At 69.1% G+C, this 21,729-nt stretch carries 21 protein-coding genes; 8 read left to right on the forward strand and 13 right to left on the reverse strand.

Going from position 1 to position 21,729, the window contains the following annotated elements:
• Positions 1 to 151: 151 nt before the first annotated feature.
• Complete coding sequence (locus ACFYWY_RS28760) at positions 152 to 700, forward strand: GNAT family N-acetyltransferase (RefSeq protein ID WP_389191142.1); 549 nt, start codon at positions 152 to 154, stop codon at positions 698 to 700.
• A gap of 19 nt (positions 701 to 719) precedes the next feature.
• Here ACFYWY_RS28760 and ACFYWY_RS28765 read toward each other — a convergent pair whose 3' ends face one another.
• The 6 genes from ACFYWY_RS28765 to ACFYWY_RS28790 all read right to left on the reverse strand — a co-directional run bounded on the left by ACFYWY_RS28765 (position 720) and on the right by ACFYWY_RS28790 (position 8,253).
• Positions 720 to 2,597 (reverse strand): type VI secretion protein, encoded by a 1,878-nt coding sequence (locus ACFYWY_RS28765; RefSeq protein WP_389191145.1) that lies wholly within the window; start codon positions 2,595 to 2,597, stop codon positions 720 to 722.
• A gap of 1 nt (position 2,598) precedes the next feature.
• Complete coding sequence (locus ACFYWY_RS28770) at positions 2,599 to 4,011, reverse strand: ATP-binding protein (protein WP_389191148.1); 1,413 nt, start codon at positions 4,009 to 4,011, stop codon at positions 2,599 to 2,601.
• Positions 4,012 to 4,028: 17 nt separating this feature from the next.
• Positions 4,029 to 5,588, reverse strand: a complete 1,560-nt coding sequence (locus ACFYWY_RS28775) for an SCO6880 family protein (RefSeq protein WP_389191151.1) — start codon at positions 5,586 to 5,588, stop codon at positions 4,029 to 4,031.
• On the reverse strand, positions 5,585 to 6,934 hold the full coding sequence (locus ACFYWY_RS28780) for a hypothetical protein (protein WP_389191154.1): 1,350 nt from the start codon (positions 6,932 to 6,934) through the stop codon (positions 5,585 to 5,587). Before ACFYWY_RS28780 ends, ACFYWY_RS28775 begins: the two co-directional genes overlap by 4 nt.
• The gene (locus ACFYWY_RS28785; RefSeq protein WP_389191157.1) at positions 6,924 to 7,781 is read right to left on the reverse strand and encodes a hypothetical protein; all 858 of its coding nucleotides are present in this window, start codon (positions 7,779 to 7,781) and stop codon (positions 6,924 to 6,926) included. The genes ACFYWY_RS28780 and ACFYWY_RS28785 overlap by 11 nt, the downstream gene beginning before the upstream one ends.
• Before the next feature lie 163 nt (positions 7,782 to 7,944).
• Positions 7,945 to 8,253 (reverse strand): hypothetical protein, encoded by a 309-nt coding sequence (locus ACFYWY_RS28790; RefSeq protein WP_005315450.1) that lies wholly within the window; start codon positions 8,251 to 8,253, stop codon positions 7,945 to 7,947.
• A 458-nt stretch (positions 8,254 to 8,711) separates the two neighbouring features.
• On the opposite strand from ACFYWY_RS28790, the gene ACFYWY_RS28795 reads away from it, so the two are divergent.
• The 3 genes from ACFYWY_RS28795 (at position 8,712) to ACFYWY_RS28805 (ending at position 11,615) form a co-directional block, all read left to right on the forward strand.
• The gene (locus ACFYWY_RS28795) at positions 8,712 to 9,527 is read left to right on the forward strand and encodes an SAM-dependent methyltransferase (RefSeq protein WP_389191160.1); all 816 of its coding nucleotides are present in this window, start codon (positions 8,712 to 8,714) and stop codon (positions 9,525 to 9,527) included.
• A 114-nt stretch (positions 9,528 to 9,641) separates the two neighbouring features.
• On the forward strand, positions 9,642 to 10,640 hold the full coding sequence (locus ACFYWY_RS28800) for an NlpC/P60 family protein (RefSeq protein WP_389191163.1): 999 nt from the start codon (positions 9,642 to 9,644) through the stop codon (positions 10,638 to 10,640).
• A 249-nt stretch (positions 10,641 to 10,889) separates the two neighbouring features.
• Positions 10,890 to 11,615 (forward strand): phosphatase PAP2 family protein, encoded by a 726-nt coding sequence (locus ACFYWY_RS28805; RefSeq protein ID WP_389191166.1) that lies wholly within the window; start codon positions 10,890 to 10,892, stop codon positions 11,613 to 11,615.
• Between the two features lie 196 nt (positions 11,616 to 11,811).
• Here the strand turns inward: ACFYWY_RS28805 and ACFYWY_RS28810 are convergent, their stop codons facing one another.
• On the reverse strand, positions 11,812 to 13,398 hold the full coding sequence (locus ACFYWY_RS28810; RefSeq protein WP_389191169.1) for an FAD-binding oxidoreductase: 1,587 nt from the start codon (positions 13,396 to 13,398) through the stop codon (positions 11,812 to 11,814).
• A 159-nt stretch (positions 13,399 to 13,557) separates the two neighbouring features.
• Positions 13,558 to 13,737 carry a hypothetical protein gene (locus ACFYWY_RS28815; RefSeq protein WP_389191172.1) on the reverse strand — a complete coding sequence of 60 codons (180 nt, stop codon included), beginning with the start codon at positions 13,735 to 13,737 and terminating at the stop codon, positions 13,558 to 13,560.
• 148 nt (positions 13,738 to 13,885) lie between these two features.
• On the opposite strand from ACFYWY_RS28815, the gene ACFYWY_RS28820 reads away from it, so the two are divergent.
• Both ACFYWY_RS28820 and ACFYWY_RS28825 read left to right on the forward strand, forming a co-directional pair.
• The gene (locus tag ACFYWY_RS28820; RefSeq protein WP_389191394.1) at positions 13,886 to 14,746 is read left to right on the forward strand and encodes a hypothetical protein; all 861 of its coding nucleotides are present in this window, start codon (positions 13,886 to 13,888) and stop codon (positions 14,744 to 14,746) included.
• A gap of 81 nt (positions 14,747 to 14,827) precedes the next feature.
• Positions 14,828 to 15,004, forward strand: coding sequence for a hypothetical protein (locus ACFYWY_RS28825; RefSeq protein WP_389191175.1), 177 nt, complete (start codon positions 14,828 to 14,830; stop codon positions 15,002 to 15,004).
• Positions 15,005 to 15,089: 85 nt separating this feature from the next.
• On the opposite strand, the gene ACFYWY_RS28830 is transcribed toward ACFYWY_RS28825, so the two are convergent.
• Complete coding sequence (locus tag ACFYWY_RS28830) at positions 15,090 to 15,422, reverse strand: metal-sensitive transcriptional regulator (protein ID WP_251017580.1); 333 nt, start codon at positions 15,420 to 15,422, stop codon at positions 15,090 to 15,092.
• Between the two features lie 194 nt (positions 15,423 to 15,616).
• On the opposite strand from ACFYWY_RS28830, the gene ACFYWY_RS28835 reads away from it, so the two are divergent.
• The gene (locus ACFYWY_RS28835; RefSeq protein ID WP_389191179.1) at positions 15,617 to 16,237 is read left to right on the forward strand and encodes a DUF47 domain-containing protein; all 621 of its coding nucleotides are present in this window, start codon (positions 15,617 to 15,619) and stop codon (positions 16,235 to 16,237) included.
• A 5-nt stretch (positions 16,238 to 16,242) separates the two neighbouring features.
• Positions 16,243 to 17,241 carry an anion permease gene (locus ACFYWY_RS28840; protein ID WP_389191182.1) on the forward strand — a complete coding sequence of 333 codons (999 nt, stop codon included), beginning with the start codon at positions 16,243 to 16,245 and terminating at the stop codon, positions 17,239 to 17,241.
• 194 nt (positions 17,242 to 17,435) lie between these two features.
• On the opposite strand, the gene pstB is transcribed toward ACFYWY_RS28840, so the two are convergent.
• The 4 genes from pstB to pstS form a co-directional block, all read right to left on the reverse strand.
• The gene (gene pstB / locus ACFYWY_RS28845) at positions 17,436 to 18,212 is read right to left on the reverse strand and encodes a phosphate ABC transporter ATP-binding protein PstB (RefSeq protein ID WP_389191185.1); all 777 of its coding nucleotides are present in this window, start codon (positions 18,210 to 18,212) and stop codon (positions 17,436 to 17,438) included.
• A gap of 30 nt (positions 18,213 to 18,242) precedes the next feature.
• Positions 18,243 to 19,316, reverse strand: coding sequence for a phosphate ABC transporter permease PstA (pstA, locus tag ACFYWY_RS28850; protein WP_389191188.1), 1,074 nt, complete (start codon positions 19,314 to 19,316; stop codon positions 18,243 to 18,245).
• A complete protein-coding gene (gene pstC, locus ACFYWY_RS28855) occupies positions 19,313 to 20,305 on the reverse strand; it encodes a phosphate ABC transporter permease subunit PstC (protein ID WP_389191191.1) in 993 nt (330 codons plus the stop codon). The genes pstA and pstC overlap by 4 nt, the downstream gene beginning before the upstream one ends.
• Positions 20,306 to 20,409: 104 nt before the next feature.
• Positions 20,410 to 21,546, reverse strand: coding sequence for a phosphate ABC transporter substrate-binding protein PstS (gene pstS / locus ACFYWY_RS28860; protein WP_389191194.1), 1,137 nt, complete (start codon positions 21,544 to 21,546; stop codon positions 20,410 to 20,412).
• Positions 21,547 to 21,729 lie beyond the last annotated feature (183 nt).

Below are 21,729 nucleotides of genomic sequence, written 5' to 3' on the forward strand. Positions count from 1 at the left end.
CGCCGATGGTACTGCAGGGGGGACCCTGTGGGAGAGTAGGACGCCGCCGAACAATCTTTAGCCTCAGTCCCCGGACCCAGTCCGGGGACTGAGGCTTTTTTGCGTTTAAATAGCGTTGCTCAGAGGTGTGAGACGCGGTCAGTATCGGGAGATGGACTACGTCATTCGACCCGTACGCGCCGAGGAGTGGGCGAAGGTCCGGGAGATCCGGCTCGCCGCTCTGCGTGATCCCGTCGCACCCATCGCCTTCCTGGAGACGTACGAGCAAGCCGTTGAGCGGCCCGACGGGTTCTGGCAGGAGCGCACATCCAGAGCCGCCGAGGGGGCTGTGGGGCGGCAGTTCATCGCCGAGGCGACGGACGGGGAGTGGGCGGGCACGGTCAGCGTGCTGGTCGAGCGGCCGGCGGGCGAAGTGCGGTTCGGGGAGGCGGCGAAGGTCGACCAGACGCATGTGGTCGCGGTGTTCGTACGGCCCGAGGCACGTGGCGCCGGCGTCGCGGAGGCGCTGTTCCGAGCGGCCATGGAGTGGTCGTGGGGGTTGGCCGGGCCGCCGGTGAAGCGGGTGCGGCTGTATGTGCACGAGCGCAACACGCGGGCCGCGGCGTTCTACCGGCGGATGGGGTTCGTGGCGAGCGGGGACTCCGTGCCCGTGCCGGGTGATTCCGCGGCGCGGGAACTGGAACTCGAGGTCCTGCGGTAGGGCTTCAGGGCGGCTTTCGCTACTGGCCGAGTGGCTCCGGCCAGCGGGCGCGCGCCTGTTCGGCCGAGCGGAGCAGGACGAGGGTCGGCATTCCCTGGTTCTGACCGGATGCCAGCAGCTCCGGAAGCCGGGGAAGCGGAGCCACGGCGGCGACGTCGTCGAGGACGAGCGTCATTGGTGGGTCGAGCCGACCGTCGGATGACCGTGCGGCCATGCGACGGCCGTGCTCGACCACGTCTGAGCCCAGTGCGGTGAGCAGAGGCATTGCGCCGGGGTGGGTTCGGGGGTCCTCAATGGGCTCCCCCACCAGGTAAAGCGTGCCCCCTTCGTTGACAAAAGATTCCAGCGTGAGGGAATCCGTCCGGTTCGGGGTGCAGGCCTCGCGGATGTGGATCGAGGAGAGGGCGGAGAGGGCACGTACCACCAACTGCTGGGCGATCTCACGGCGTTCGGGGTGTGCGGTGAGCGCGGATTCGAGGAGGCCGGCGAGTCCGGCGGTGGCCTTGGGGTGCGTACGGAGGATGCGTACGGCGTCGTGGGCGCCGCCGCCGAGCGCCCAGCGGTGGAGCTGTTTGAACGGGCGTCCGTCCACGGCGGCGGCGTGCAGCCAGCAGCGCAGGAGTGTTTCGGCCGTGTCGGCCATGGCGGTGTCGAGGAGGGCGCGGGGGCGTACGGGGGCGAGGAGGGCGGTGGCGCGCGCCTGGGCGATGGCGGGGTCTTCGCAGTGTGCGGTGGGGGACCAGTGGAGGCGGGCGGGGGTGTCGCAGAGGTGCCCGGGGTCGTAGACGAGGACGGGGCCGAGCTTGGCCCGGGCGTCTTTGGTCTCGGCCCACACAGTGGGGTCGGAGGTGACGACGAGGGCAGGGCCGTCGGCGTCGAGGACGGCCTGGACGGTGGTGGGGCGACGGGTGGCGGGGTCGCCGTAGAGGATGCGGGGGGTGCGGGGGGCGGGGAAGGGTGTGCCTTCCCACCTGCCCGCAATTTGCCCTGCAAGGGGGTTGGGGGTTGCGGCCCCGGGGGGCGGGCTCGCGGCTGCGCCACTGCCCGCCGGGGTGGCTTCCCAGCTGGCCGTGGCTGGGGCTGCCTCCTGCGGGTGGCGGTGGCCGTTGCCGGACTGCGCCGGGTCGGGGCTGGGGGTGAGGTCCTGCCCGCCCGCGCCTTGCCCCGTAAGGGGGTTGGGTCCTGCGGCTGCGCCGCTGCCCGCGGGGGCGGTTTCCCAGCTGGCTGTGGAGGGGGCTGCCACTTGCGGGTGGCGGTGGCCGTTACCCGGCTGCGCCGGGTTGGGGCTGAGGGTGAGGTCCTGCCCGCCCGCGCCTTGCCCCGTAAGGGGGTTGGGTCCTGCGGCTGCGCCGCTGCCCGCCGGGGTTCCCCCAACCGGCTGCGCCGGGTGCGGGCCGACGGCCTCGCCATGGCCGGCCGGGGTCGATTCCCACCCGCCCGCGGCCTGTCCCTCGCGCCTGTTGGGCCCCGCACCGAGGCGTCTGCCCGAGGCGGCACCGTGGCCCTTCGCCGCCGTACCCCGCACCTGCCCCGCGCGGACCGCTCGCCAGCGGGCCAGCGTGCCCAGGGTGAATACGGTCAGAACCACCAGCACCATCAGCTCGCCGATCGCCAGGCCCCAGAACAGGCCGTAGCCCGACAGCTCCGCCGTCGGCGTCTGTGGCCATGCCGCCGGGAGGTCGTGCGGGTTCGACGCCAGCGCGCGCATCGCCAACGGCGTGTTGGTGAACGTGACGCCCTTCGGCCACGCCCCGTGCGCCAGCACGCCCGACAGACCCGTCGCCGTCCAGACCAGCAGCGTCAGGCCGAGCAGGAAGCCGAGCAGGCCCACCAACAGGCCGTCCGGGATGCCGCGTTCGTCCTCGGGGCGCTGGTGGTGACGGCTGCGGTCGCGCATGTCATGCCACCGTCGACTCGGAGGACGCGCCCAGCTGCTGCTGCTCGATCAGGGCCGCGCGCTGCTCCGCCTCCCACTCCGCGGCCGCTACGTCCTCGGGCAGCGCGGGCCCCGAGGATTCCGTCATCGCCCGGTCCGTGAAGACCAGTGGTCTCTCCGCCTCCGTGACCAGGTGTTTGACCACCTGGACATTGCCGTTGACGTCCCAGACCGCGATGCCGGGAGTGAGCGTAGGGATGATCTCGACCGCCCAGCGCGGCAGTCCGAGCACCCGCCCCGTCGCTCTCGCCTCGTCCGCCTTCTGTGCGTAGATCGTCCGTGTCGACGCCATCTTCAGGATCGCTGCCGCCTCCCGGGCCGCCGCGCCGTCGACCACGTCCGAGAGGTGGTGGACCACGGCCACGAAGGAAAGGCCAAGACGGCGGCCGAACTTCAGCAAACGCTGGAAGAGCTGGGCGACAAACGGGCTGTTGATGATGTGCCAGGCCTCCTCGACCAGGAAGATCCGTTTCTTCCGGTCGGGACGGATCCAGGTGTGCTCCAGCCACACACCCACGATCGCCATCAGGATCGGCATGGCGATGGAGTTGCGGTCGATATGGGAGAGATCGAAAACGATCAGAGGCGCGTCGAGGTCGATCCCGACCGTCGTCGGGCCGTCGAACATGCCCCGCAGGTCACCGTCGACCAGCCGGTCCAGCACGAGCGCCACGTCCAGACCCCACGCGCGTACGTCGTCTATGTCGACGTTCATCGCCTCGGCGGACTCCGGCTCCGGGTGCCGCAGCTGGTCCACGATGTCCGTCAGAACCGGCTGCCGGTCGACGATGGTCTCGTTGACGTACGCGTGCGCCACCTTCAGCGCGAAGCCGGACCGCTCGTCCAGGCCGTGCCCCATCGCGACCTCGATGATGGTCCTCAGCAGCGCGAGCTGGCCGGTCGTGGTGATGGCCGGGTCCAGCGGGTTCAGCCGAATCCCGCCGTCCAGCGCCGTCATCGGGTCGAGCCGGATGGGGGTTATCCCCAGCTCCTGGGCGATGAGATTCCACTCGCCGACCCCGTCCTCGCCCTGCGCGTCCAGCACCACCACCTGGCGGTCGCGGAAGCGCAACTGCCGCAGCACGTAGGTCTTCTCCAGCGCCGACTTGCCGTTCCCGGACTCGCCGAGCACCAGCCAGTGAGGCGCCGGGAGCTGCTGGCCGTACAGCTGGAAGGGGTCGTAGATGTAACCCTTTCCGCTGTACACCTCGCGGCCGATGATCACGCCGGAGTCGCCGAGGCCCGGCGCGGCGGTGGGCAGGTAGACGGCCTGTGCCTGGCCCGTGGACGTACGGACCGGAAGTCGGGTCGACTCCACCTTCCCGAACAGGAAGGAGGTGAAGGCATCCGTGAAGACGGACAGCGGATCTCGCATGGCGGACTGCCCTCTCGTCAGCGTCGGATGCCGGTCGCGAACGGCAAGGTGTTCACAAAGGCACGGTGGTGCTCGCGGTCGCACCACTCCAGCTTCAGATACGACTTGCCGGCCGAGGCCCTGATCGTCCGCTTGTCGCGAGCCAACGCCTCCGGCGACCGCGAAGACACTGTGATGTACCCGACAAGGTTCACACCTGCCGCACCGCTGGCGAGATCTTCACCCCTCTGGTCGAGTCGGCCGTGCGCGGCGATGTCGCGCGGGTCGACGGTCCGGTTCATCTTGGCGGCGCGGCTGGCGTCCGCCTCGTCGTTGGTCTTCTCGGTCAGCATCCGCTCGATGGCGACCTCGGTGGGCTCCAGGTCCATGCAGACCGCGACCGTACGGATCACATCGGGGGTGTGGACGAGCAACGGTGCCAGGAAGTTGACGCCGACCGGGGTCATCGGCCACTCCTTCACCCATGCGGTGGAGTGGCACCAGGGCGCGCGGGTGGTCGACTCGCGGGTCTTCGCCTGGAGGTAGGTGGGCTCCATGGCGTCCAACTCGGCGGGCCAGGCGTTGCGTTTCGTCATCGCCTGGATGTGGTCGATGGGGTGGTCGGGGTCGTACATCGAGTGCACGAGGGAGGCGAGCCGGCCCTGGCCGAGCGGCTGGCGGACCCGGATGTCGGCCTCGGCGAGGCGCGCGCAGATGTCCGTGAGCTCGCGGGCCATGACGACGGCGAGGCCGGCGTCCTTGTCGAGTTTCCGCGAGTTCGAGCCTGTGGAGTGGCGGCCGGCGCGGGCCATGGCGTGCGCCTCGGCGGCCAGCTCGCGGGTGTAGTGCATGCAGGCGACGAGGTACGCGCGGTGCTGCTCGCTGGAGGTGGAGACCATCGACTGGAGCTGGTCGTACGAGTCACGCAGCCAGCCGGGCGACTGCTGGTCGCCGCGCTGGGCGACGTCCTTGGCGTGCGCGTCGGGGTCGGCGGGCAGCGTACGGGCCAGCATCTGAAGGCGGGTCACGAAGCCGTCGCCGTTGGCCACGTGCTTCAGCAGCGTGCCGAAGCGGTCGACGAGGGCCTCCTGGTCCTCGCTGTCGCGCAGTCCGACGCCCGGGCCCTCGATCTCGATGGCGGCGGTGACCGTACGGCGGTCGGCGTGCAGCAGCACGGCGATCTCGTCCGGGCCGAAGGGGGCGGCGAGCCAGTTGATCCGGCCGATGCCCGGGGGCGGGCCGATCTCGATCTCACGGCCGTCGAGCCGGGTGCCGGCCTCGGCGGCGGTGGAGCGGTAGAGGGTGCCGCTGCGCAGGGTGCGCTTGTAACTACGGTTGATCTCGAACCACTTGTAGAAGGTGCGGTGTTTGTACGGGATATACACGGCGGCGAGGGCGAGGAGCGGGAAGCCCATCAGGAGCACGATCCGCAGGGACAGGACGGGGACCAGCAGCCCGCTCATCATGCCGAGGAACGCGCCGGCGATGATCAGCGCGATCTCGCCGGTCTCGCGGTTCTTGCCGACGATCGCGTTCGGCCGGGCCCGGCCGATGAGATACGTACGGCGGGGCGTGATCGGTTGGGACTGGGTCGTCAACGCCCTCCACCTCCTGTGCTCTTGCGGTTGCTGTGCGGGGTGCTGGTGCCGGGTGTGGCGCTACGGGGTGGGGGCGCGGCGGCGGGTGCGGATCCGCCGCCTCCGCCGCCGCCCGGGCCGGTGTTGCGGGTGCTGTGCGCGGCGACGCCTCCGCTGAGGGGGTTGGCGGGGCGTGGGGCGCTGCCGTTGCTGTCGCCGCCTCCGCCGCTCTGGTTGCCGCGGGTGCTGTGGGTCTTGATGCCTTGCGAGACGAGGGCGGCGGGGGAGCTGATGACGGCGGCCGCGGTGTTCTCGGCGCTGTTCTGCAGGCGGTTGTTGCGGGAGGCGGCGATCTCGTCGCCGAAGCCGGGGACGAAGCGGTAGATCATCGCGGAGGCGAAGATGGCGAGCATGATGATCGCGAGTCCGGAGACGACGGCGGAGAAGGAGTCGGGGCCCTTGTCCGCGGAGAGGGCGCCGGCGAGGCCGAGGACGATGACGATGACCGGCTTGACCAGGATGACGGCGATCATGATCCCGGCCCAGCGGCGTACGTGCCCCCACATGTTCTTGTCGACGAGTCCGGCGTAGACGACGACGCCGAGGAGGGCGCCGACGTAGAGGAGGACGGCGCGGATGAAGAGCTCGAGGTAGAGCACGCCGGCGGCGAGGACCGTGACGAGCGAGACGACGATCAGCATGATCGGCCCGCCGCCGATGTCGGTGCCCTTTTTGAGGGCGGCGGAGAAGTTCCCGAAGAACATGTCGGTCTGCCCGCTGGTGCCGCCGGCGATGACCTCGGTGACGCCGTCGGTGGCGGAGACGAGGGTGTAGAGGATGAGGGGGGTGAAGGCGGAGGCGAGGACGGTCAGCCAGAGGAAGCCGATGGCTTCGGAGATGGCGGTGGTGAGGGGGACGCCGCGGATGGCGCGCTTGGCGACGGCGAGGAGCCAGAGGACGAGCGTGAGGATGGTGGCGGCGGCGAAGACGATGGCGTACTGGGAGAGGAATGCGGTGTTGGTGAAGTCGACGGTGGCGGTGGACTTCACGGCTTTGGAGAGGGTGTCGACGGTCCAGACGGCGGCGTCGGCGCAGCCGCGGGCGAGGGAGGTGAGGGGGTCGAGGGCGGCGGTGGGGTCGGGGGGGCCGGTGCGGGTGGCGCCGCCTGCCTTTTCGCCGTCCTCGCAGTAATCCCTGGCAAGGCCGACGATGAGGTCGCAAGGGTTGTCGCTCTTGCTGGGCGTCGGAGTGGGGGCCGGTGGTGGAGTTGGTGCTGCCGAGGCACGCGATGCAAACAGGACGATGGACGTCGGGAGACTGGCCAGGGCCGTGAGCGCGATGGCACGGGGGTGCCGACTACCGGGCATAGGTGAAGCCTCCGTATCCCTCGACAGCACCAGCGATCTCGTCTGCGGAGGAGGCGCGGTTGTCACCGTTGACCGGTGTCGGGCCCTCCTTCTGGCTCGACGACTCGATCTTCCAGTCGTTGCCGACCCACTTGAGCTTCTCGGTGATCGTGAACCAGGTCTCGGTCACCGGCTTGGTGGAGTTCGGGCCTGCGAGGCCCACGAGCCCGGTGCACCAGACCTCGACCGTCGCCGTGTCACCGTTCTGCTCCGTAACCTTGGTGCCGACTGGGACCGTACGAGAGACGAAGGTGAGCCCGGTCGGCGCGGTGCCGTCCCCGTTCAGACCGACGTTTGCGAGGAAGCCCGCGGAGTACGCCTTGTCCAGGTCGCTCACGAGGCGTTCGACGACAGCGGCATCGTGGATGCCCTGCACGATCCCGCGCCGCGTCGAGGCCTTGAACATCCCGTCAGAGCCGAGCGCGACCGCATAGTTCGCCGCTGCGCTCTGTGCTCCCTGCTCGTTCTTCGCGAACCCCGACGGGATCTCCCCGTCCTTCCCCGTCACCGGTCGCACCCCCGTCGCCGCCGTCGGCGCCGTCCCCGTGCCCTTCGCGTCGGTCCTTGACGGGGTCTCGTCGCCCCCGCCCTGGTTCGCGAACGCGATAGCCGCGATCAGCAGCACCACGACGCCCACCACCGTGATCAGGGAGCGTGAGCTCCGCACCGGTCTGCGCGCGCCGCCGTAGACGTCCGTGTCGCCGCCGACGCCCGGCAGGCGCGTACGCGTCTGGCCCGCGCCGCCGAAGCCCTCGTTCGTGCGGCCGCCCGGCTCGCCGCCGTAGCCGCGCTCGTCACCGAGGCTCATCTCGCGTATGCCCCCTCAACCGTTCGCAGTTCCACGTCGTACGACACGTAGTACGACGGTAGTCGTGCTGCTTCCCGCGCGGGCGCGGTGTGGTGACTCGACATCAGGGAGACGCAACCTCAAAGGGTGGGCCGGGCACGCTCGGAGAGGACGGACGGGCGGGTCAGACAGCCATCCCGTACACGATGGTGAACAAGGTCCCCAGTGACCCGATGATGAAGACGCCGGTCAGCCCGGCGACGATCAGGCCCTTGCCCTGCTCGGCGCTGAAGGTGTCGCGAAGTGCCGTCGCTCCGATGCGCTGTTTGGCCGCGCCCCAGATCGCGATGCCGAGGCAGAGGAGGATGGCAATCGCCATCACGACCTCGATCATCACTCGGGCCTCGTTCCCCAGGCTCCCGAAAGGCCCCCAGTTCGGGGCGATTCCGCCGATGATGGTGGTGATGTCGCCCTTTTCGGCTGCCAGGATCATGTAACTCACCGCCCCTGTTGGGTTGTTCAGTGCCCCTGCCCCTCGGCACGGGCCGTCGTTCTATCTTCGCTGATGAAATCGCCCGCGTAAGCCGACTTGGCGGGTCTCTTTACCCGATCTCCGCACGTATGACCGATCTCACCTTCCTGACCTGCGGCGGTGCGGACCGGTTCGGCGTGATGAGCACCTAGGGTAACTCTGTGTATCACGGGGGGTGACGCCGGGCAATGACTGTCGTTGTTGCACCTTTGGGACGCTGCGGGTTGTCGCGTAGGAGGAGGGCCAGGTCCGGCATGCGGGCGGACACGTCCGCTGAGGTGCCCGCCCTGCACGACGTGCCGGACCGCGGTTGGCGTCGTTCCGCCGAGCGGATTCCTGGACGGCGGGTGTACATCGTGCGCCGTCCGTTCCAACGCCAGCCGCGGTAGGGCGAGTTGGATGGCGCAGAGTTGGATACCTTGGACCGTGTGACCGACAACGCGCACTTACTCGCCAGGATCGACACCACGCGCCCCCACACCGCCCGTATCTGGAACTACTGGACCGGCGGCAAGGACAACTACCTCGTCGACCGGGAAGCCGGGGACCAGATTCGCAAGCTCCACCCCGGCATCGGCGACTACGCCCTCGCCGACCGGCTGTTCCTGGGGCGGGCCGTGCATCATCTGGCCGCGGATGTCGGGATCCGGCAGTTCCTCGACATCGGGACCGGGCTGCCCAGTGCCAACAACACCCATGAGGTGGCTCAGCGGGCCGCGCCCGAGGCGCGGATCGTGTACGTGGACAACGACCCTCTCGTCCTCGCGCAGGCCCGCGCCCTGCTCGTCGGTACGCCCGAGGGGCGGACCGACTACCTCGACGCCGATCTGCGCGACGTCGACACCGTCCTGGAACGCGCCGCCGCCACGCTCGATTTCTCGCAGCCCGTCGCGCTGATGCTGCTCGGGGTGGTGATCTTCATCGAGGACGACGAGGAGTCGTACGGAATCGTCCACCGCCTCATGGACGCGCTGCCCGCCGGCAGTCATCTCGTTCTCTCGCACACCATCACCAGCCCGGCGATGCCCGATGTGGACGCCGCCGTCGCGTTCTGGAACGAGCACGGCACGCCGCGGCTCACTCAGCGCACCCCGCAGCAGCTCACCCGGTACTTCGACGGACTCGACATGCTGGAGCCCGGTCTGGTGTCGTGTTCGCGCTGGCGGCCGGAGGCGGCCGGTGGTGAAGAGCCCGACGAGGTCGCCATGTTCGGCGGCGTCGGGCGTAAGCAGTAGAAACGTAAGCCGTAGAAACGTAAGCGGTGCGGCGCGAGCCGGTGGGCGTGTCGGCCGGAGCGGGCTGGAACGCGGTCCGGATGGTGGAGGGTTGAGGGCGTGCGAAAAGTCTGGATGGCCAGTGGGGTCGGGATCGGGCTCTGCCTGAGCTTCGTCGCGCTGCTCGTCGTCGGGACCTACTCCGCGGCCGCCGGGCTCATGGGCGCGAACGGCGGCGGGCGGGCGGTCGGGCTCGCCAAGGGGGCCGTGCCCGCGCTCTATCAGCCGCTCGTGCAGAAGTGGGGCAACCTCTGCCCGGCCATCAACCCCGCGTTGCTCGCCGCCCAGCTGTACCAGGAGAGCGGCTGGAACCCCAGGGCGCAGAGCCCGGCCGCGGCCCAGGGCATCGCGCAGTTCATCCCCGGCACCTGGGCGACGCACGGCGTCGACGGGGACAAGGACGGGGACCGCGACGTCTGGGATCCGGCGGACGCTATTCCGTCTGCTGCCTCGTACGACTGTGAATTGGCCGGATATGTAAAAAAGGCGCCCGGTGACCCGACCGACAACATGCTCGCGGCGTACAACGCGGGCGCGTACGCAGTCATCAAGTACGGCGGCGTTCCTCCGTACCGCGAGACGCAGAACTATGTGAAGGTCATCCGCACCCTGGAGAAGAGCTTCGCCCGGCCCATCGGAAGGGTCGAGCCGTCGCGGCAGGCGGCGGGCGCGATCTACTTCGCTCAGCAGAGGCTCGGCACGAAGTATCTGTGGGGCGGCAACGGCACCCCTGAGCAGGGCGGACGTTTCGACTGTTCAGGGCTGACCCAGGCCGCGTACCGGACGGTGGGCATCGAGCTGCCTCGCGTCGCGAACGATCAGTACAACGCCGGTCCGCATCCCTCGCGCGACGAACTGCTCCCGGGCGATCTGGTCTTCTTCTCGGACGACCTCACCAACTCGCGGGCGATCCGGCACGTCGGGCTCTATGTCGGTGGCGGGTACATGATCAACGCGCCGTACACCGGGGCGGTGATCCGCTTCGACAAGATCGACACCCCGGACTACTTCGGCGCGACGAGAGTCACCGAGGATGGCGCGAAAGCGCTGCCCACGAATCTCCCACAAGCATGACGAAGCGTTGTACGTGGCCGGAACTCTCCGCTAAGCCAAGGCCCTGAGCTGCGACGACGTGTCACTCTTCGATAACGTCATGGTGATCGTTCGGTGGAGAGTGGAACGTACACAGGGGACAGGCCGTTCCCTGAGCAGGGACAGCCGCACTGACCATGCAGCAGATACCGCAATGACCGCGGGGGTTGGTAGAGGCGGCGCACTCGGCAGGTGCGCCGCACCAGGCGACAAGGCAAGGGGCCGCAGCAGATGGCTGGACTCGCGTCGGACGGTTTGAACCCCGATCTCAGCTTGCTCCATGACATCAACGGCCTGGCCAAGGACGCCCCGTCGTGGCTCGACCGCACCATGGAGTTCACGGGCGAGTACGGAATCATGCTCGCGATGGTGCTGGTGGTGCTCTGGTGCTGGTGGAGCGTGCGCCGGCGCGGCACCGGCGAAGACTCGGTCGTGGCGGTCGCCGGACTGATCTGGGCGCCGCTTGCCGCCGGGATCGCGCTGTTGGTCAACATCCCGATCCGCGGGTTCGTGGAGCGACCGCGGCCGTTCGTGGACCACCGGGGCATCGAGGTCCTGGTGGCCGGCAAGACCGACTACTCCTTCGTCAGCGACCACGCCACGATGGCGATGGCGCTCGCGGCCGGACTCTTCGTCGCACACCGGAAGTTCGGCTTCGCCGCGATCGGTCTGGCGCTGGCCGCGGGCTTCTGCCGGGTCTACATGGGCGTCCACTACCCCACCGACGTGGTCGGCGGCTTCGCGCTCGGCACGGCGGTGGCCCTGCTGCTCGCGCCCCTCGCGCTGGCGCTGCTCACGCCGGTGGTGTCGGCGGCCGCCGGATCGGACCGGATCGGCCGGCTCGTACGGTCGAAGCGGGCGCCCGCTGCCGGTTCGGTGGACCGGCACGAGACGCTGGACATCCCGGAGCCGAGGGCCGAGGGGTCCGGGGCCGGGGAGAACGATCTCGCGGCCTGACCGGAAGGGTCGCACGAAGCCGCACGGGCCGGACGAGCCGCAACGTGACCCGCAGGGGCTGTACGAGCCGCGCAGGCCGGGCCGTTCGAGCCGCGCAGGCCGCGGGCCCCACGACCCGAGCAGGCCGCAGGGGCCGCGCGACCCGCACAGCCGGCCGGGGCCGCGCGGCTCGCACGGGCCGTTCGCTCCGTACGCCCTACAGCGCCTGCGGGAAGTTGAAGAGCCTGTCCGGGTCGTACTGCCTCTTCAGCCGGGTGAGGCGGTCCGCGGCCGGACCGTAGTAGGCCCGGCGCCAGTCGGGCAGCGTCGGATCGACGTAGTTCTGGTAGGCGGCCCCGGACGCATGGCGGCGCATCGAGGCATGGGCGTTTTTCAGCCAGGCCTGTTGGGCGGAGCCTGCGGTGCCGGGACGCCAGGCTCCGATGTACTGGGCGAGCACCCTGGACCGTCGGTGCACGAACGACGTCGCCAGCGGGTCGACCCGGTTGATCGCCCCGCCGAGCGCGGTCAGCGCGATGGAGCCGCCGCCCCCGCCCTGGCCGGGCGCGATCCGGCTGAACGCCTCGGCCGCGGCGATCAGCGCGCGCAGCCCGGCCGGTGAGAGCTCGCGGTCGAAGAAGTCGGAGGCCGCCGCGTACGTCTCACGCTGGAGCGCGCCCTGTTTCGTACGGCCCGGAGTGGTGCCGGGCAGATGGCACTGGGCCTGGCTCAGGGTGGAGCACCCCGCGTATCCGAGCATCGCGTCCTGGTAGCTGCGGCGGCGCACCGAGACCGAGCGAGCGGGCGAGCCGACCTGGTCGGCGAGGCGGTCGAGTGCGTTGCGCAGGTCGCTCTCGCTGCCGAGGGAGAACGCGGCGACCGAGAGCGTGGGCGTGCGGCCGCCGGGACCGGCCGCGAGATGCGCCGACGACCAGAGCTCGTCCGGCTGAGCAGGTCCCCACTTCTGCCAGGCGGCGAGGACGGCTGCGGCCTTCGACCAGGGCCAGGTGAGATAGGCGGTGACGGACGGCGGTGTGGGATGCGTACGGAAACGGAGCCTGGTCACCACGCCGAAGTTGCCGTTGCCCGCGCCGCGCAGCGCCCAGAACAGCTCCTTGTTCTCCTTCGCGCTCGCGGTCAGCACCTTGCCGTCGGCCGTGACGATGGTCGCGGAGGTGAGACTGTCGCAGGTCAGGCCGTACGCACGGGAGGTGACGCCGTGCCCGCCGCCGAGGGTGAGCCCGGACACGCCGACCGAGGGGCAGGAGCCCGCCGGGATGGTGCGGCCGCTGCGGGCGAGGGTGGTGTACACGTCGATCAGCTTGGCGCCCGCGCCTATGGAGCCGTCGGGAGCGACGCGGTTCAGGGCGGACACGTCGATGACGAGCCGGCCGTTGCCGGACGACCAACCTGCGTAGGAATGTCCGCCGTTGCGGATGGAGACGGGCGTGCGGTGGGCTTTGGCGTAGGCCAGGCACTCCTTGACGTCGTCCTCGCCCGCGACGTATGCGACGGCCGCGGGTTTCAGCGAGTCGAACCGGGTGTTGTAGAGCTGCCGCGCGGTCGGGTACGCGGCGTCCCCGGGGCGTACGAGCTTCCCGTCGAGCCCGCGCGCGAGGGCGTTCCAGTCGGGCGCGGCCCCGGCGGACGTGGTCGCCGCCCTCCCTTGCGAGGCACTGCGGGTGGGCGGGCGTGTGGGTGTGGGTGTTGTCGTGGTGGCCGCGGTCGCTCCGTCGCCGCCGTTGCCTGTGCAGGCAGTGGCGGTCAGAGCAACAGCGGTGGTGAGCAGCGCGCGCCGGTCCATGGGGCCTCCTGGAGGACGAGACGGCTGCGCGGGGCCGGGGGTTCCGGGCGGGGGCGGTTTTTCATTGCCCGTGATGCGGCCGGGGACGCTGCCCGTGATGGCGCCCGATGGTGCCCGTGATGTGGCCCGGTGCGGGCGGTGGATGCGCCGGGGGAGGCGTCAACGACGCTCCGTGAGAGGTGACGTGTGCGACACGGCGTCCGTCCGCGCCCGTTCACGGGAGCGGCGCGCCGGGCCGGTCCAGCCGCAGGAGCAGCGGGCGACGGCGAACGAGCCGCGCTCCGCGGTTGAGGTGTGGTGGGGGGCCGGGGCATCGCCGGATGGGGCTTGCTGAGGCACCTCTCCACAGTACTGGTGCCGGGCGGAATGCGAGGCGCGGCAAGGAGAGTGCACGGGCGGCGGCGTGACGAGGGGAGGGGGCCGTCGTTATGCGGGGCGGGTGGGCGTCTCGTACAAGCAGCGGTCCCGTGTTGGGGGTTGGCAGGCGATGGTGGTGCAGCAGCACAGGCGCAGGGGCGGGGCTTTCGCTGTCGCGGCCGCCGTACTGGGGGCGGTGGCGACCAGCGGCTGCTCCGGCGGCGGGGGCGCCGTCGCCGACGACCGGCAGGGCGGCGGGCAGGCCGTCAAGGCGCGGATCGACGCAGCCGGGGGCGACGAGGTGCGCGAGGCCGCGGATGTGCTCGCCGAGGCAAGGAGTTCCAAGGCGCGTACGTCCATGGAGACGGCAACCGGCGGGACCCGGGTGACCATCCGGGGCGAGGGCGGATACGACTTCGTGCGACGGATGGGGCAGCTCACCGTCGTGCTGCCCAAGGGACCGGCGGGCGCGGAAGAGCACCGTCCGGTCACCGAACTGCTGGCCCCCGGCGCGCTGTACATGAAGAACCGCGGGGCGGGCGTACCCGTGGACAAGTGGGTACGAATCGACACCACCACCCTCGAGGACGGGAACCTGGTCACCGGCGGCGCCACCGATCCGCTCGCCGCCGCCGAACTGCTGCGCAGTGCGCGGGACGTGACGTACGTCGGTGAGGAGAAGCTCGCCGGGACGAAGGTGCGGCACTACCGCGGCGTCACTGACATCGCCCAAGCCGCACGGGTGGCCGAACCGCATGCGCGCGCCTCGCTGGCCGCCGCGGCGAAAGGGTTCGCCATGGACACCGTGCCGTTCGACGCGTATCTCGACGACGAGGGCCGGCTGCGCAAGGTGCGCCACCGCTTCAGTTTCACCAATGAGACCGGCACGGTCGCCGTCACGTCGACCACTCTGCTGTACGACTTCGGGACGCCGGTCGCCGTGCGTCTGCCCCACCAACGGGACATTTACGCAGGGAGGATCAGGGCCTAAATGGTCCGGACGTGCCATGCGCAGCCCGTGCATCACTCCCTACGCTAGGAAGTCGACACCGGCAGGAAGAGGTGAACGCACGTGGCTCCTCCCAGTACGACGACCGTCCAGGACCACGTGGCCCTCGCCGAGATCGAGCTGTGTGGCGAGTTGATCATCGCGGCGTCGGCCGCGGACGAGGAACGGCTCAGCCCGGACCGTATCGACGAGGTGCTGAAGGTCTCAGCCGAGCGGTCTCCGCCTTCCCGGCTCGAATGACGCGGCTCGAGTGACCCGGCTCGAGTGACCCGGCTCGAGTGACGCGGCTTGAATTACCCGGCTCGAATGACTGGGCTCACGCGCATCAGGTGCGAAGAAGGCGTGCGATCGCCTTCGTCGCCTCCTCGACCTTCGCGTCGATCTCCTCGCCGCCCTTGACCGCCGCATCGGCGACGCAGTGCCGCAGATGCTCTTCGAGCAGCTGGAGCGCGAAGGACTGCAGCGCTTTGGTGGACGCGGAGACCTGCGTGAGTATGTCGATGCAGTACACGTCCTCGTCGACCATCCGCTGCAGCCCGCGGATCTGGCCCTCGATCCGGCGCAGCCGCTTGAGGTGCTCGTCCTTCTGCTTGTGGTAGCCGTGCACGCCGTGGTCGTGGTCCGTGACCGGGGGGCCGGCCGCCTCGGTGGTCGTCATCGCGTCCTCCCGCTGTCCACAGGGGTGTGGATACCCCTCGTGGGTATATCGTAACGAATCGTGCCGGATCGGGACCGGGGGCCCGTGCTGAGCACGCTGTTTGATGGGCGACACTGAGGAACGCCGGTTAGCCGTGGCCGGATGATGCGCCTAGCATCACCCTGACCGAAACCAAAGCACCCCGAGGACCCCACGTGCGATTTCGTCTGACCCCCAGGGAGACGAGCTTCTATGACATGTTTGCCGCGTCCGCGGACAACATCGTCACGGGCTCCAAGCTCCTGATGGAACTGCTCGGAGCGGATGCCTCCGGCCGGGCTGAGATCGCGGAGCGGATGCGGGCAGCGGAGCACGCGGGAGACGACGCCACGCATGCGATTTTCCACCAGCTGAACTCCTCTTTCATCACGCCGTTCGACCGCGAGGACATCTACAAACTCGCTTCGTCGCTCGACGACATCATGGACTTCATGGAGGAGGCCGTCGACCTGGTCGTGCTGTACCAGATCGAGGAGCTGCCCAAGGGTGTGGAGCAGCAGATCGAGGTGCTGGCGCGGGCGGCCGAGCTGACGGCGGAGGCCATGCCGCATCTGCGGACCATGGAGAACCTCACCGAGTACTGGATCGAGGTCAACCGCCTCGAGAACCAGGCTGACCAGATCCACCGCAAGCTCCTTGCGACGCTCTTCAACGGTAAGTACGACGCCATCGAGGTGCTCAAGCTCAAGCAGATCGTGGATGTGCTTGAAGAGGCCGCGGACGCCTTCGAGCATGTTGCGAACACCGTGGAGACCATCGCGGTCAAGGAGTCCTGAACTTCGTGGACACCTTTGCGCTGATCGTGACCATTGGTGTCGCGCTCGGATTCACCTACACCAACGGCTTTCACGACTCCGCGAACGCGATCGCGACCTCGGTCTCCACGCGCGCGCTGACGCCGCGCGCGGCGCTGGCGATGGCCGCGGTGATGAATCTCGCCGGCGCCTTCCTGGGCCAGGGCGTCGCCAAGACCGTCAGCGAGGGGCTCATCGAGACGCCCCAGGGCTCGCGGGGCATGGGCATCCTGTTCGCGGCGCTGGTTGGCGCGATCGTATGGAACCTGGTCACCTGGTACTTCGGACTGCCGTCGTCCTCGTCCCACGCGCTGTTCGGCGGCATGGTCGGCGCGGCGCTGGCGGGCGGGACCGAGGTCATCTGGACCGGTGTGCTCGAGAAGATCGTCATCCCGATGTTCGTCTCGCCGGTCGTCGGTCTGATCTGTGGCTATCTGGTGATGGTCGCGATCATGTGGATGTTCCGGAGGTCCAATCCGTCCAAGGCCAAGCGCGGCTTCCGGATAGCCCAGACCGTCTCGGCGGCGGCCATGGCGCTCGGCCACGGTCTGCAGGACGCGCAGAAGACGATGGGCATCGTGGTGATGGCGCTTGTCATCGCCGATGTGGAGAACCAGGGCGACGCGATTCCGATCTGGGTCAAGATCGCCTGCGCCATGATGCTCTCGCTCGGTACGTACGCGGGTGGGTGGCGCATCATGCGGACGCTCGGGCGCAAGATCATTGAACTCGATCCGCCGCAGGGGTTCGCGGCGGAGACGACGGGGGCGTCGATCATGTTCGGCTCGGCGTTCCTGTTCCATGCGCCGATCTCGACGACGCATGTGATCACCTCGGCGATTATGGGTGTGGGGGCGACGAAGCGGGTGAACGCGGTCCGCTGGGGCGTCGCCAAGAACATCGTCATGGGGTGGTTCATCACGATGCCGGCAGCCGCGGTTGTCGCTGCGCTGAGCTACGGGGTCGTGTACCTGGTCTTCGGCTGACCGTCGCGGTCGGCGCGGGCCGACCGGCGGGGCAGGGCGGTCACCCGGCGAAACCCTCCACCGGCAGCAGCCTTGGCCGACGGCCACCCCGGACCGGTACAGCAAATGCGGGCCCGCCCCCTGGGAGAGGGGGCGGGCCCTTCGCCTTGCGGTGGCACCGCCATGCAGCACCGCAGGACGTTTTGGGGTCCGGCCTAACCGAAGCGGCCCGAGATGTAGTCCTCGGTCGCCTGCACCGACGGGTTCGCGAAGATCCGCTCCGTCTCGTCGATCTCGATCAGCTTGCCGGGCTGGCCGACCGCCGACAGGTTGAAGAACGCCGTACGGTCCGAGACACGCGCCGCCTGCTGCATGTTGTGCGTCACGATGACGATCGTGAAGCGCTCCTTCAGCTCACCGATCAGGTCCTCGATCGCAAGGGTCGAGATCGGGTCCAGCGCCGAGCACGGCTCGTCCATCAGCAGCACATCCGGCTCGACCGCGATCGCGCGGGCGATGCACAGACGCTGCTGCTGGCCGCCGGAGAGGCCGGAGCCGGGCTTGTTCAGCCGGTCCTTGACTTCGTTCCAGAGGTTCGCGCCCTTGAGGGACTTCTCGACGACCTCTGCCAGCTGGTTCTTCTTGTACGAGCCGTTCAGCCGCAGGCCCGCCGCGACATTGTCGAAGATCGACATCGTCGGGAAGGGGTTCGGCCGCTGGAAGACCATGCCGACCGTGCGGCGTACGGCGACCGGGTCCACGGCGGAGGCGTACAGGTTCTCGTCGTCCAGCAGCACCTTGCCCTCGACGCGGCCACCGGGGGTGACCTCGTGCATCCGGTTCAGGGTGCGCAGGAACGTGGACTTGCCGCAGCCGGACGGGCCGATGAAGGCCGTCACGGAGCGGGGCTCCACGGTCATCGAGATGTCCTCGATCGCCTTGTGGGAGCCGTAGAAGGCGCTGAGGCCGCTGACGTCGATGCGCTTGGCCATGTGAATCACTTCGCTTTCAGAAGGCCGCGGTCAGCGACCGGTCTTCGGGGCCTTCCAGCGGGCGATGCCGCGGGCCACCAGGTTGAGGATCATGACGAAGGCGATCAGCACCAGGGCGGCGGCCCAGGCGCGGTCGACCGCTGCGTCGGTGCCGACGGCGTACTGCTCGTACACATACAGCGGCAGCGAGGACTGGGCGCCTTCGAAGGGGTTGTTGTTGATCAGCTTCGTACCGAAGACGAGCAGCAGCACGGGGGCCGTTTCGCCGGTGATACGGGCAACCGCGAGCATGACGCCCGTCGTGATGCCGCCGATCGCGGTGGGCAGGACCACCTTGAGGATCGTGCGCCACTTGGGGATGCCCAGGGCGAGGGAGGCCTCGCGCAGCTCGTTCGGGACGAGCTTGAGCATCTCCTCGGTGGAGCGGACGACCACCGGCATCATCAGGATGGCGAGCGCCATCGAGCCGGCGAACCCGGAGGGCCCGAAGCCCAGCATCAGGTTCCAGGTGGCCAGGATGAACAGGCCCGCGACGATCGACGGAATGCCGGTCATGACGTCGACGAAGAAGGTGACGGCCTTCGCGAGCTTTCCGCGGCCGTACTCGACCAGGTAGATCGCGGTCAGCATGCCGATGGGGGCGGCGATGACGGTCGCGATGAGGACCTGCTGGATGGTGCCGAGCAGCGCGTGGTAGATACCGCCGCCGACATCGGCGTCGAGTACGCCGCCCATCGAGTGACTCAGGAAGTACCCGTCGAGGACCTTGACGCCCTTGCTGATCGTGACCCAGGCCAGCGAAAGCAGCGGGATCACGGCGAGGACGAAGCAGACCCAGACGACGCTGGTCGCGAACCGGTCCTTGGCCTGGCGGCTGCCCTCGACCTTGGTGGTGATCAGGTAGCTGGAGACCACGAAGAAGAGCGCGGCCAGCAGGCCCCACTGGACCCTGCTCTGCCAGCCGGCGGCGAGGCCGAGAGCGCAGCCTGCGGCGATGGACGCGACGGCGATGGCGGCCGACGCCCAGCGGGGGAGACGGGCGTGGGACAGGGCGGCGGGGCGCAGGGGCGCAACCGGCCGCTTGTCCTGGACGACGTTGCTCATGCGTTGGCCCCCGAGTACTCCTTGCGGCGCGCGATGATCCACCGTGCCGCGCCGTTGACCAGCAGCGTGATGAAGAAGAGCACCAGACCGGAGGCGATCAGAGCGTCCCGGCCGAACTCGTTGGCCTCGTTGAACTTCGCCGCGATGTTCTGGGCGAAGGTGCCGCCACCCGGGTCGAGCAGATGGCCGGAGATGATGAAGCTTGGGGAGAGCACCACGGCCACGGCCATCGTCTCGCCGAGCGCACGGCCGAGGCCGAGCATCGAGGCGCTGATGATGCCGGAGCGGCCGAAGGGGAGCACCGACATCCGGATGACCTCCCAGCGCGTGGCGCCGAGGGCCAGAGCGGCCTCTTCATGCATCTTCGGCACCTGGAGGAAGACCTCACGAGTGACGTTGGTGATGATCGGCAGGATCATGATCGCCAGCAGGATGCCCACGGTGAAGAGGTTGCGGGCGACGCCGTCACTGGCCTTGGCGAAGATGTACGTCCAGGCAAAGTATTCGTTCAGCCACTTGTTGAGACCGTCGAGGTAGGGGACCAGGAAGATGGCACCCCAGAGGCCGTAGATGATGCTCGGTACGGCGGCGAGCAGGTCGACGACGTAAGAGATCGGAGCGGCCAGCTTGCGCGGCGCGTAGTGCGAGATGAACAGCGCGATGCCGATCGCGATCGGCACGGCGATGAGCATCGCGATGACCGAGCTGACGACCGTGCCGAAGGCCAGTACGGCGATGCCGAAGACTGGCGGGCTGCCAGCCGGGTTCCACTCGGAGGTGGTGAGGAAGTTCGCGTCGTCCTTCGAGATGGCGAGGACGGCTCGGTAGGTGAGGAACCCCGCGATGGCGGCCATGATCACCAGCAGGGTGATCCCGGATCCGCGGGACAGGCCCAGGAAGATCCGGTCGCCGGGGCGGGTGCTGCCCCTGGACGTGCGTATGTCGCCGCGGGCGGGCGGCGGGGTTTCGGTGGGTGTTGTGGTAACCATCGGGACTCTCCGGTCTGCGGAGCCTGTGGGCTCCTGGCGGCGGTGCACCGGATACCGAGGCCGGTCCGAGCCCGTGCTGCGGCACGGACCGGCCTCGGTCGGAATCAGGACAGGGTCGGGACGATCTCGCGGACCTTGGTCGCGATCTCGGCCGGGAGCGGGGCGTAGTCGGCGTCGGCGAGGACCTTCTGGCCCTCCTCGCTGACCGCGTAGTTCAGGAACGCCTTGAGGGTCGGCAGGGTCTCCGCCTTGTTGCCCTTGTCGCAGGCGATCTCGTACGTGACCAGGACGATCGGGTACGCGCCCTCGACCTTGGTCTTGTAGTCGAGCGAGAGGGCGAGGTCGTTGCCGGTGCCCTTGATCTTGGCGGCGCCGATGGCCTTGGAGGCGTTCTCGGTGGTCGCCTCGACCGGGGCCGCGGCACCGGTGTCCAGCTTGACGGTGCTCATCTTGCTGGCGGTCGCGTACGACAGCTCGAAGTAGCCGATCGCGCCCTCGGTGTCCTTGACGGAGCTGGCGACGCTGGAGGAGCCGTTGGCGGCCTGGCCACCCTCGGCCGGCCAGGACTTCGTCTTCGGGTCGTACTTCCAGTCGGCCGGGGCAGCCTCGCTGAGGTACTTGCCGAGGTTCTGCGTGGTGCCGGACTCGTCCGAGCGGTGGAAGGCCTGGATCGTGGTGCTGGGCAGCTTGGCGTCGGGGTTGAGCTTCTTGATCGCCTCGTCGTCCCACTTCTTGATCTTCGAGTCGAAGATCTTGGCAAGGGTCGGGGCGTCAAGGACCAGGTTGTCCACGCCGCTCAGCTTGTATCCGATGGCGATCGGGCCGCCCACCATGGGCAGGTTGATGCCCTGGCCGGTCTTGCAGATCTTCTTCGACTCGGTGACCTCTTCGGGCTTGAGCGCCGAGTCGGAGCCGGCGAAGGCGACCTGGCCCTGGTTGAACTTGGTGATGCCACCACCCGAGCCGATGGCCTGGTAGTTGATCTCCACGCCGGAGCAGGCGGCCTGGAAGTTCTTCACCCAGAGGTCCATGGCGTTCTTCTGGGCGGTCGAGCCGGCGGAGAGCAGCTGGCCCTTGGCGCCTTCGCACTTGACGTTCGACGCGGCGTTGGTCTTCTCGCCACTGCCGCCGGTGCCGCCCGCGTTGTCGTCCGAACCACACGCCGTGAGGACCAGGGCGCCGGAGATGGCGAGCGCGCCGAGCGCGGTGGCGCGAAGCCCGTTCTTGCGCTGAAGCTTCACTTTCGGGTGTTCCTTCCAAGAGCCGCCGGACGCTGACTGATGTCTGACACGTTCTATGGCGGCGTGTGTCGGGGTGGGGGGACCGGCACTGTGCCGGTCACCGTGTAGGGCCGAAATTAGGCAGATGAGGTGAAGCCGCCAACGGGGGAGGGTGAACGGAAGGTGAACCGTGTCGGGCAGCTA

The organism is Streptomyces sp. NPDC002870 (genome assembly GCF_042888505.1).
In the GTDB taxonomy this organism is placed as follows: domain Bacteria; phylum Actinomycetota; class Actinomycetes; order Streptomycetales; family Streptomycetaceae; genus Streptomyces.

Coding starts and splice junctions, on each gene's coding strand:
- ACFYWY_RS28760 (WP_389191142.1), top strand. CDS start 152: ATGGACTACGTCATTCGACCCGTACGCGCCGAGGAGTGGGCGAAGGTC.
- ACFYWY_RS28765 (WP_389191145.1), bottom strand. CDS start 2,597: ATGCGCGACCGCAGCCGTCACCACCAGCGCCCCGAGGACGAACGCGGC.
- ACFYWY_RS28770 (WP_389191148.1), bottom strand. CDS start 4,011: ATGCGAGATCCGCTGTCCGTCTTCACGGATGCCTTCACCTCCTTCCTG.
- ACFYWY_RS28780 (WP_389191154.1), bottom strand. CDS start 6,934: ATGCCCGGTAGTCGGCACCCCCGTGCCATCGCGCTCACGGCCCTGGCC.
- ACFYWY_RS28785 (WP_389191157.1), bottom strand. CDS start 7,781: ATGAGCCTCGGTGACGAGCGCGGCTACGGCGGCGAGCCGGGCGGCCGC.
- ACFYWY_RS28790 (WP_005315450.1), bottom strand. CDS start 8,253: ATGATCCTGGCAGCCGAAAAGGGCGACATCACCACCATCATCGGCGGA.
- ACFYWY_RS28800 (WP_389191163.1), top strand. CDS start 9,642: ATGGCCAGTGGGGTCGGGATCGGGCTCTGCCTGAGCTTCGTCGCGCTG.
- ACFYWY_RS28805 (WP_389191166.1), top strand. CDS start 10,890: ATGGCTGGACTCGCGTCGGACGGTTTGAACCCCGATCTCAGCTTGCTC.
- ACFYWY_RS28810 (WP_389191169.1), bottom strand. CDS start 13,398: ATGGACCGGCGCGCGCTGCTCACCACCGCTGTTGCTCTGACCGCCACT.
- ACFYWY_RS28820 (WP_389191394.1), top strand. CDS start 13,886: ATGGTGGTGCAGCAGCACAGGCGCAGGGGCGGGGCTTTCGCTGTCGCG.
- ACFYWY_RS28830 (WP_251017580.1), bottom strand. CDS start 15,422: ATGACGACCACCGAGGCGGCCGGCCCCCCGGTCACGGACCACGACCAC.
- pstB (WP_389191185.1), bottom strand. CDS start 18,212: ATGGCCAAGCGCATCGACGTCAGCGGCCTCAGCGCCTTCTACGGCTCC.
- pstA (WP_389191188.1), bottom strand. CDS start 19,316: ATGAGCAACGTCGTCCAGGACAAGCGGCCGGTTGCGCCCCTGCGCCCC.
- pstC (WP_389191191.1), bottom strand. CDS start 20,305: ATGGTTACCACAACACCCACCGAAACCCCGCCGCCCGCCCGCGGCGAC.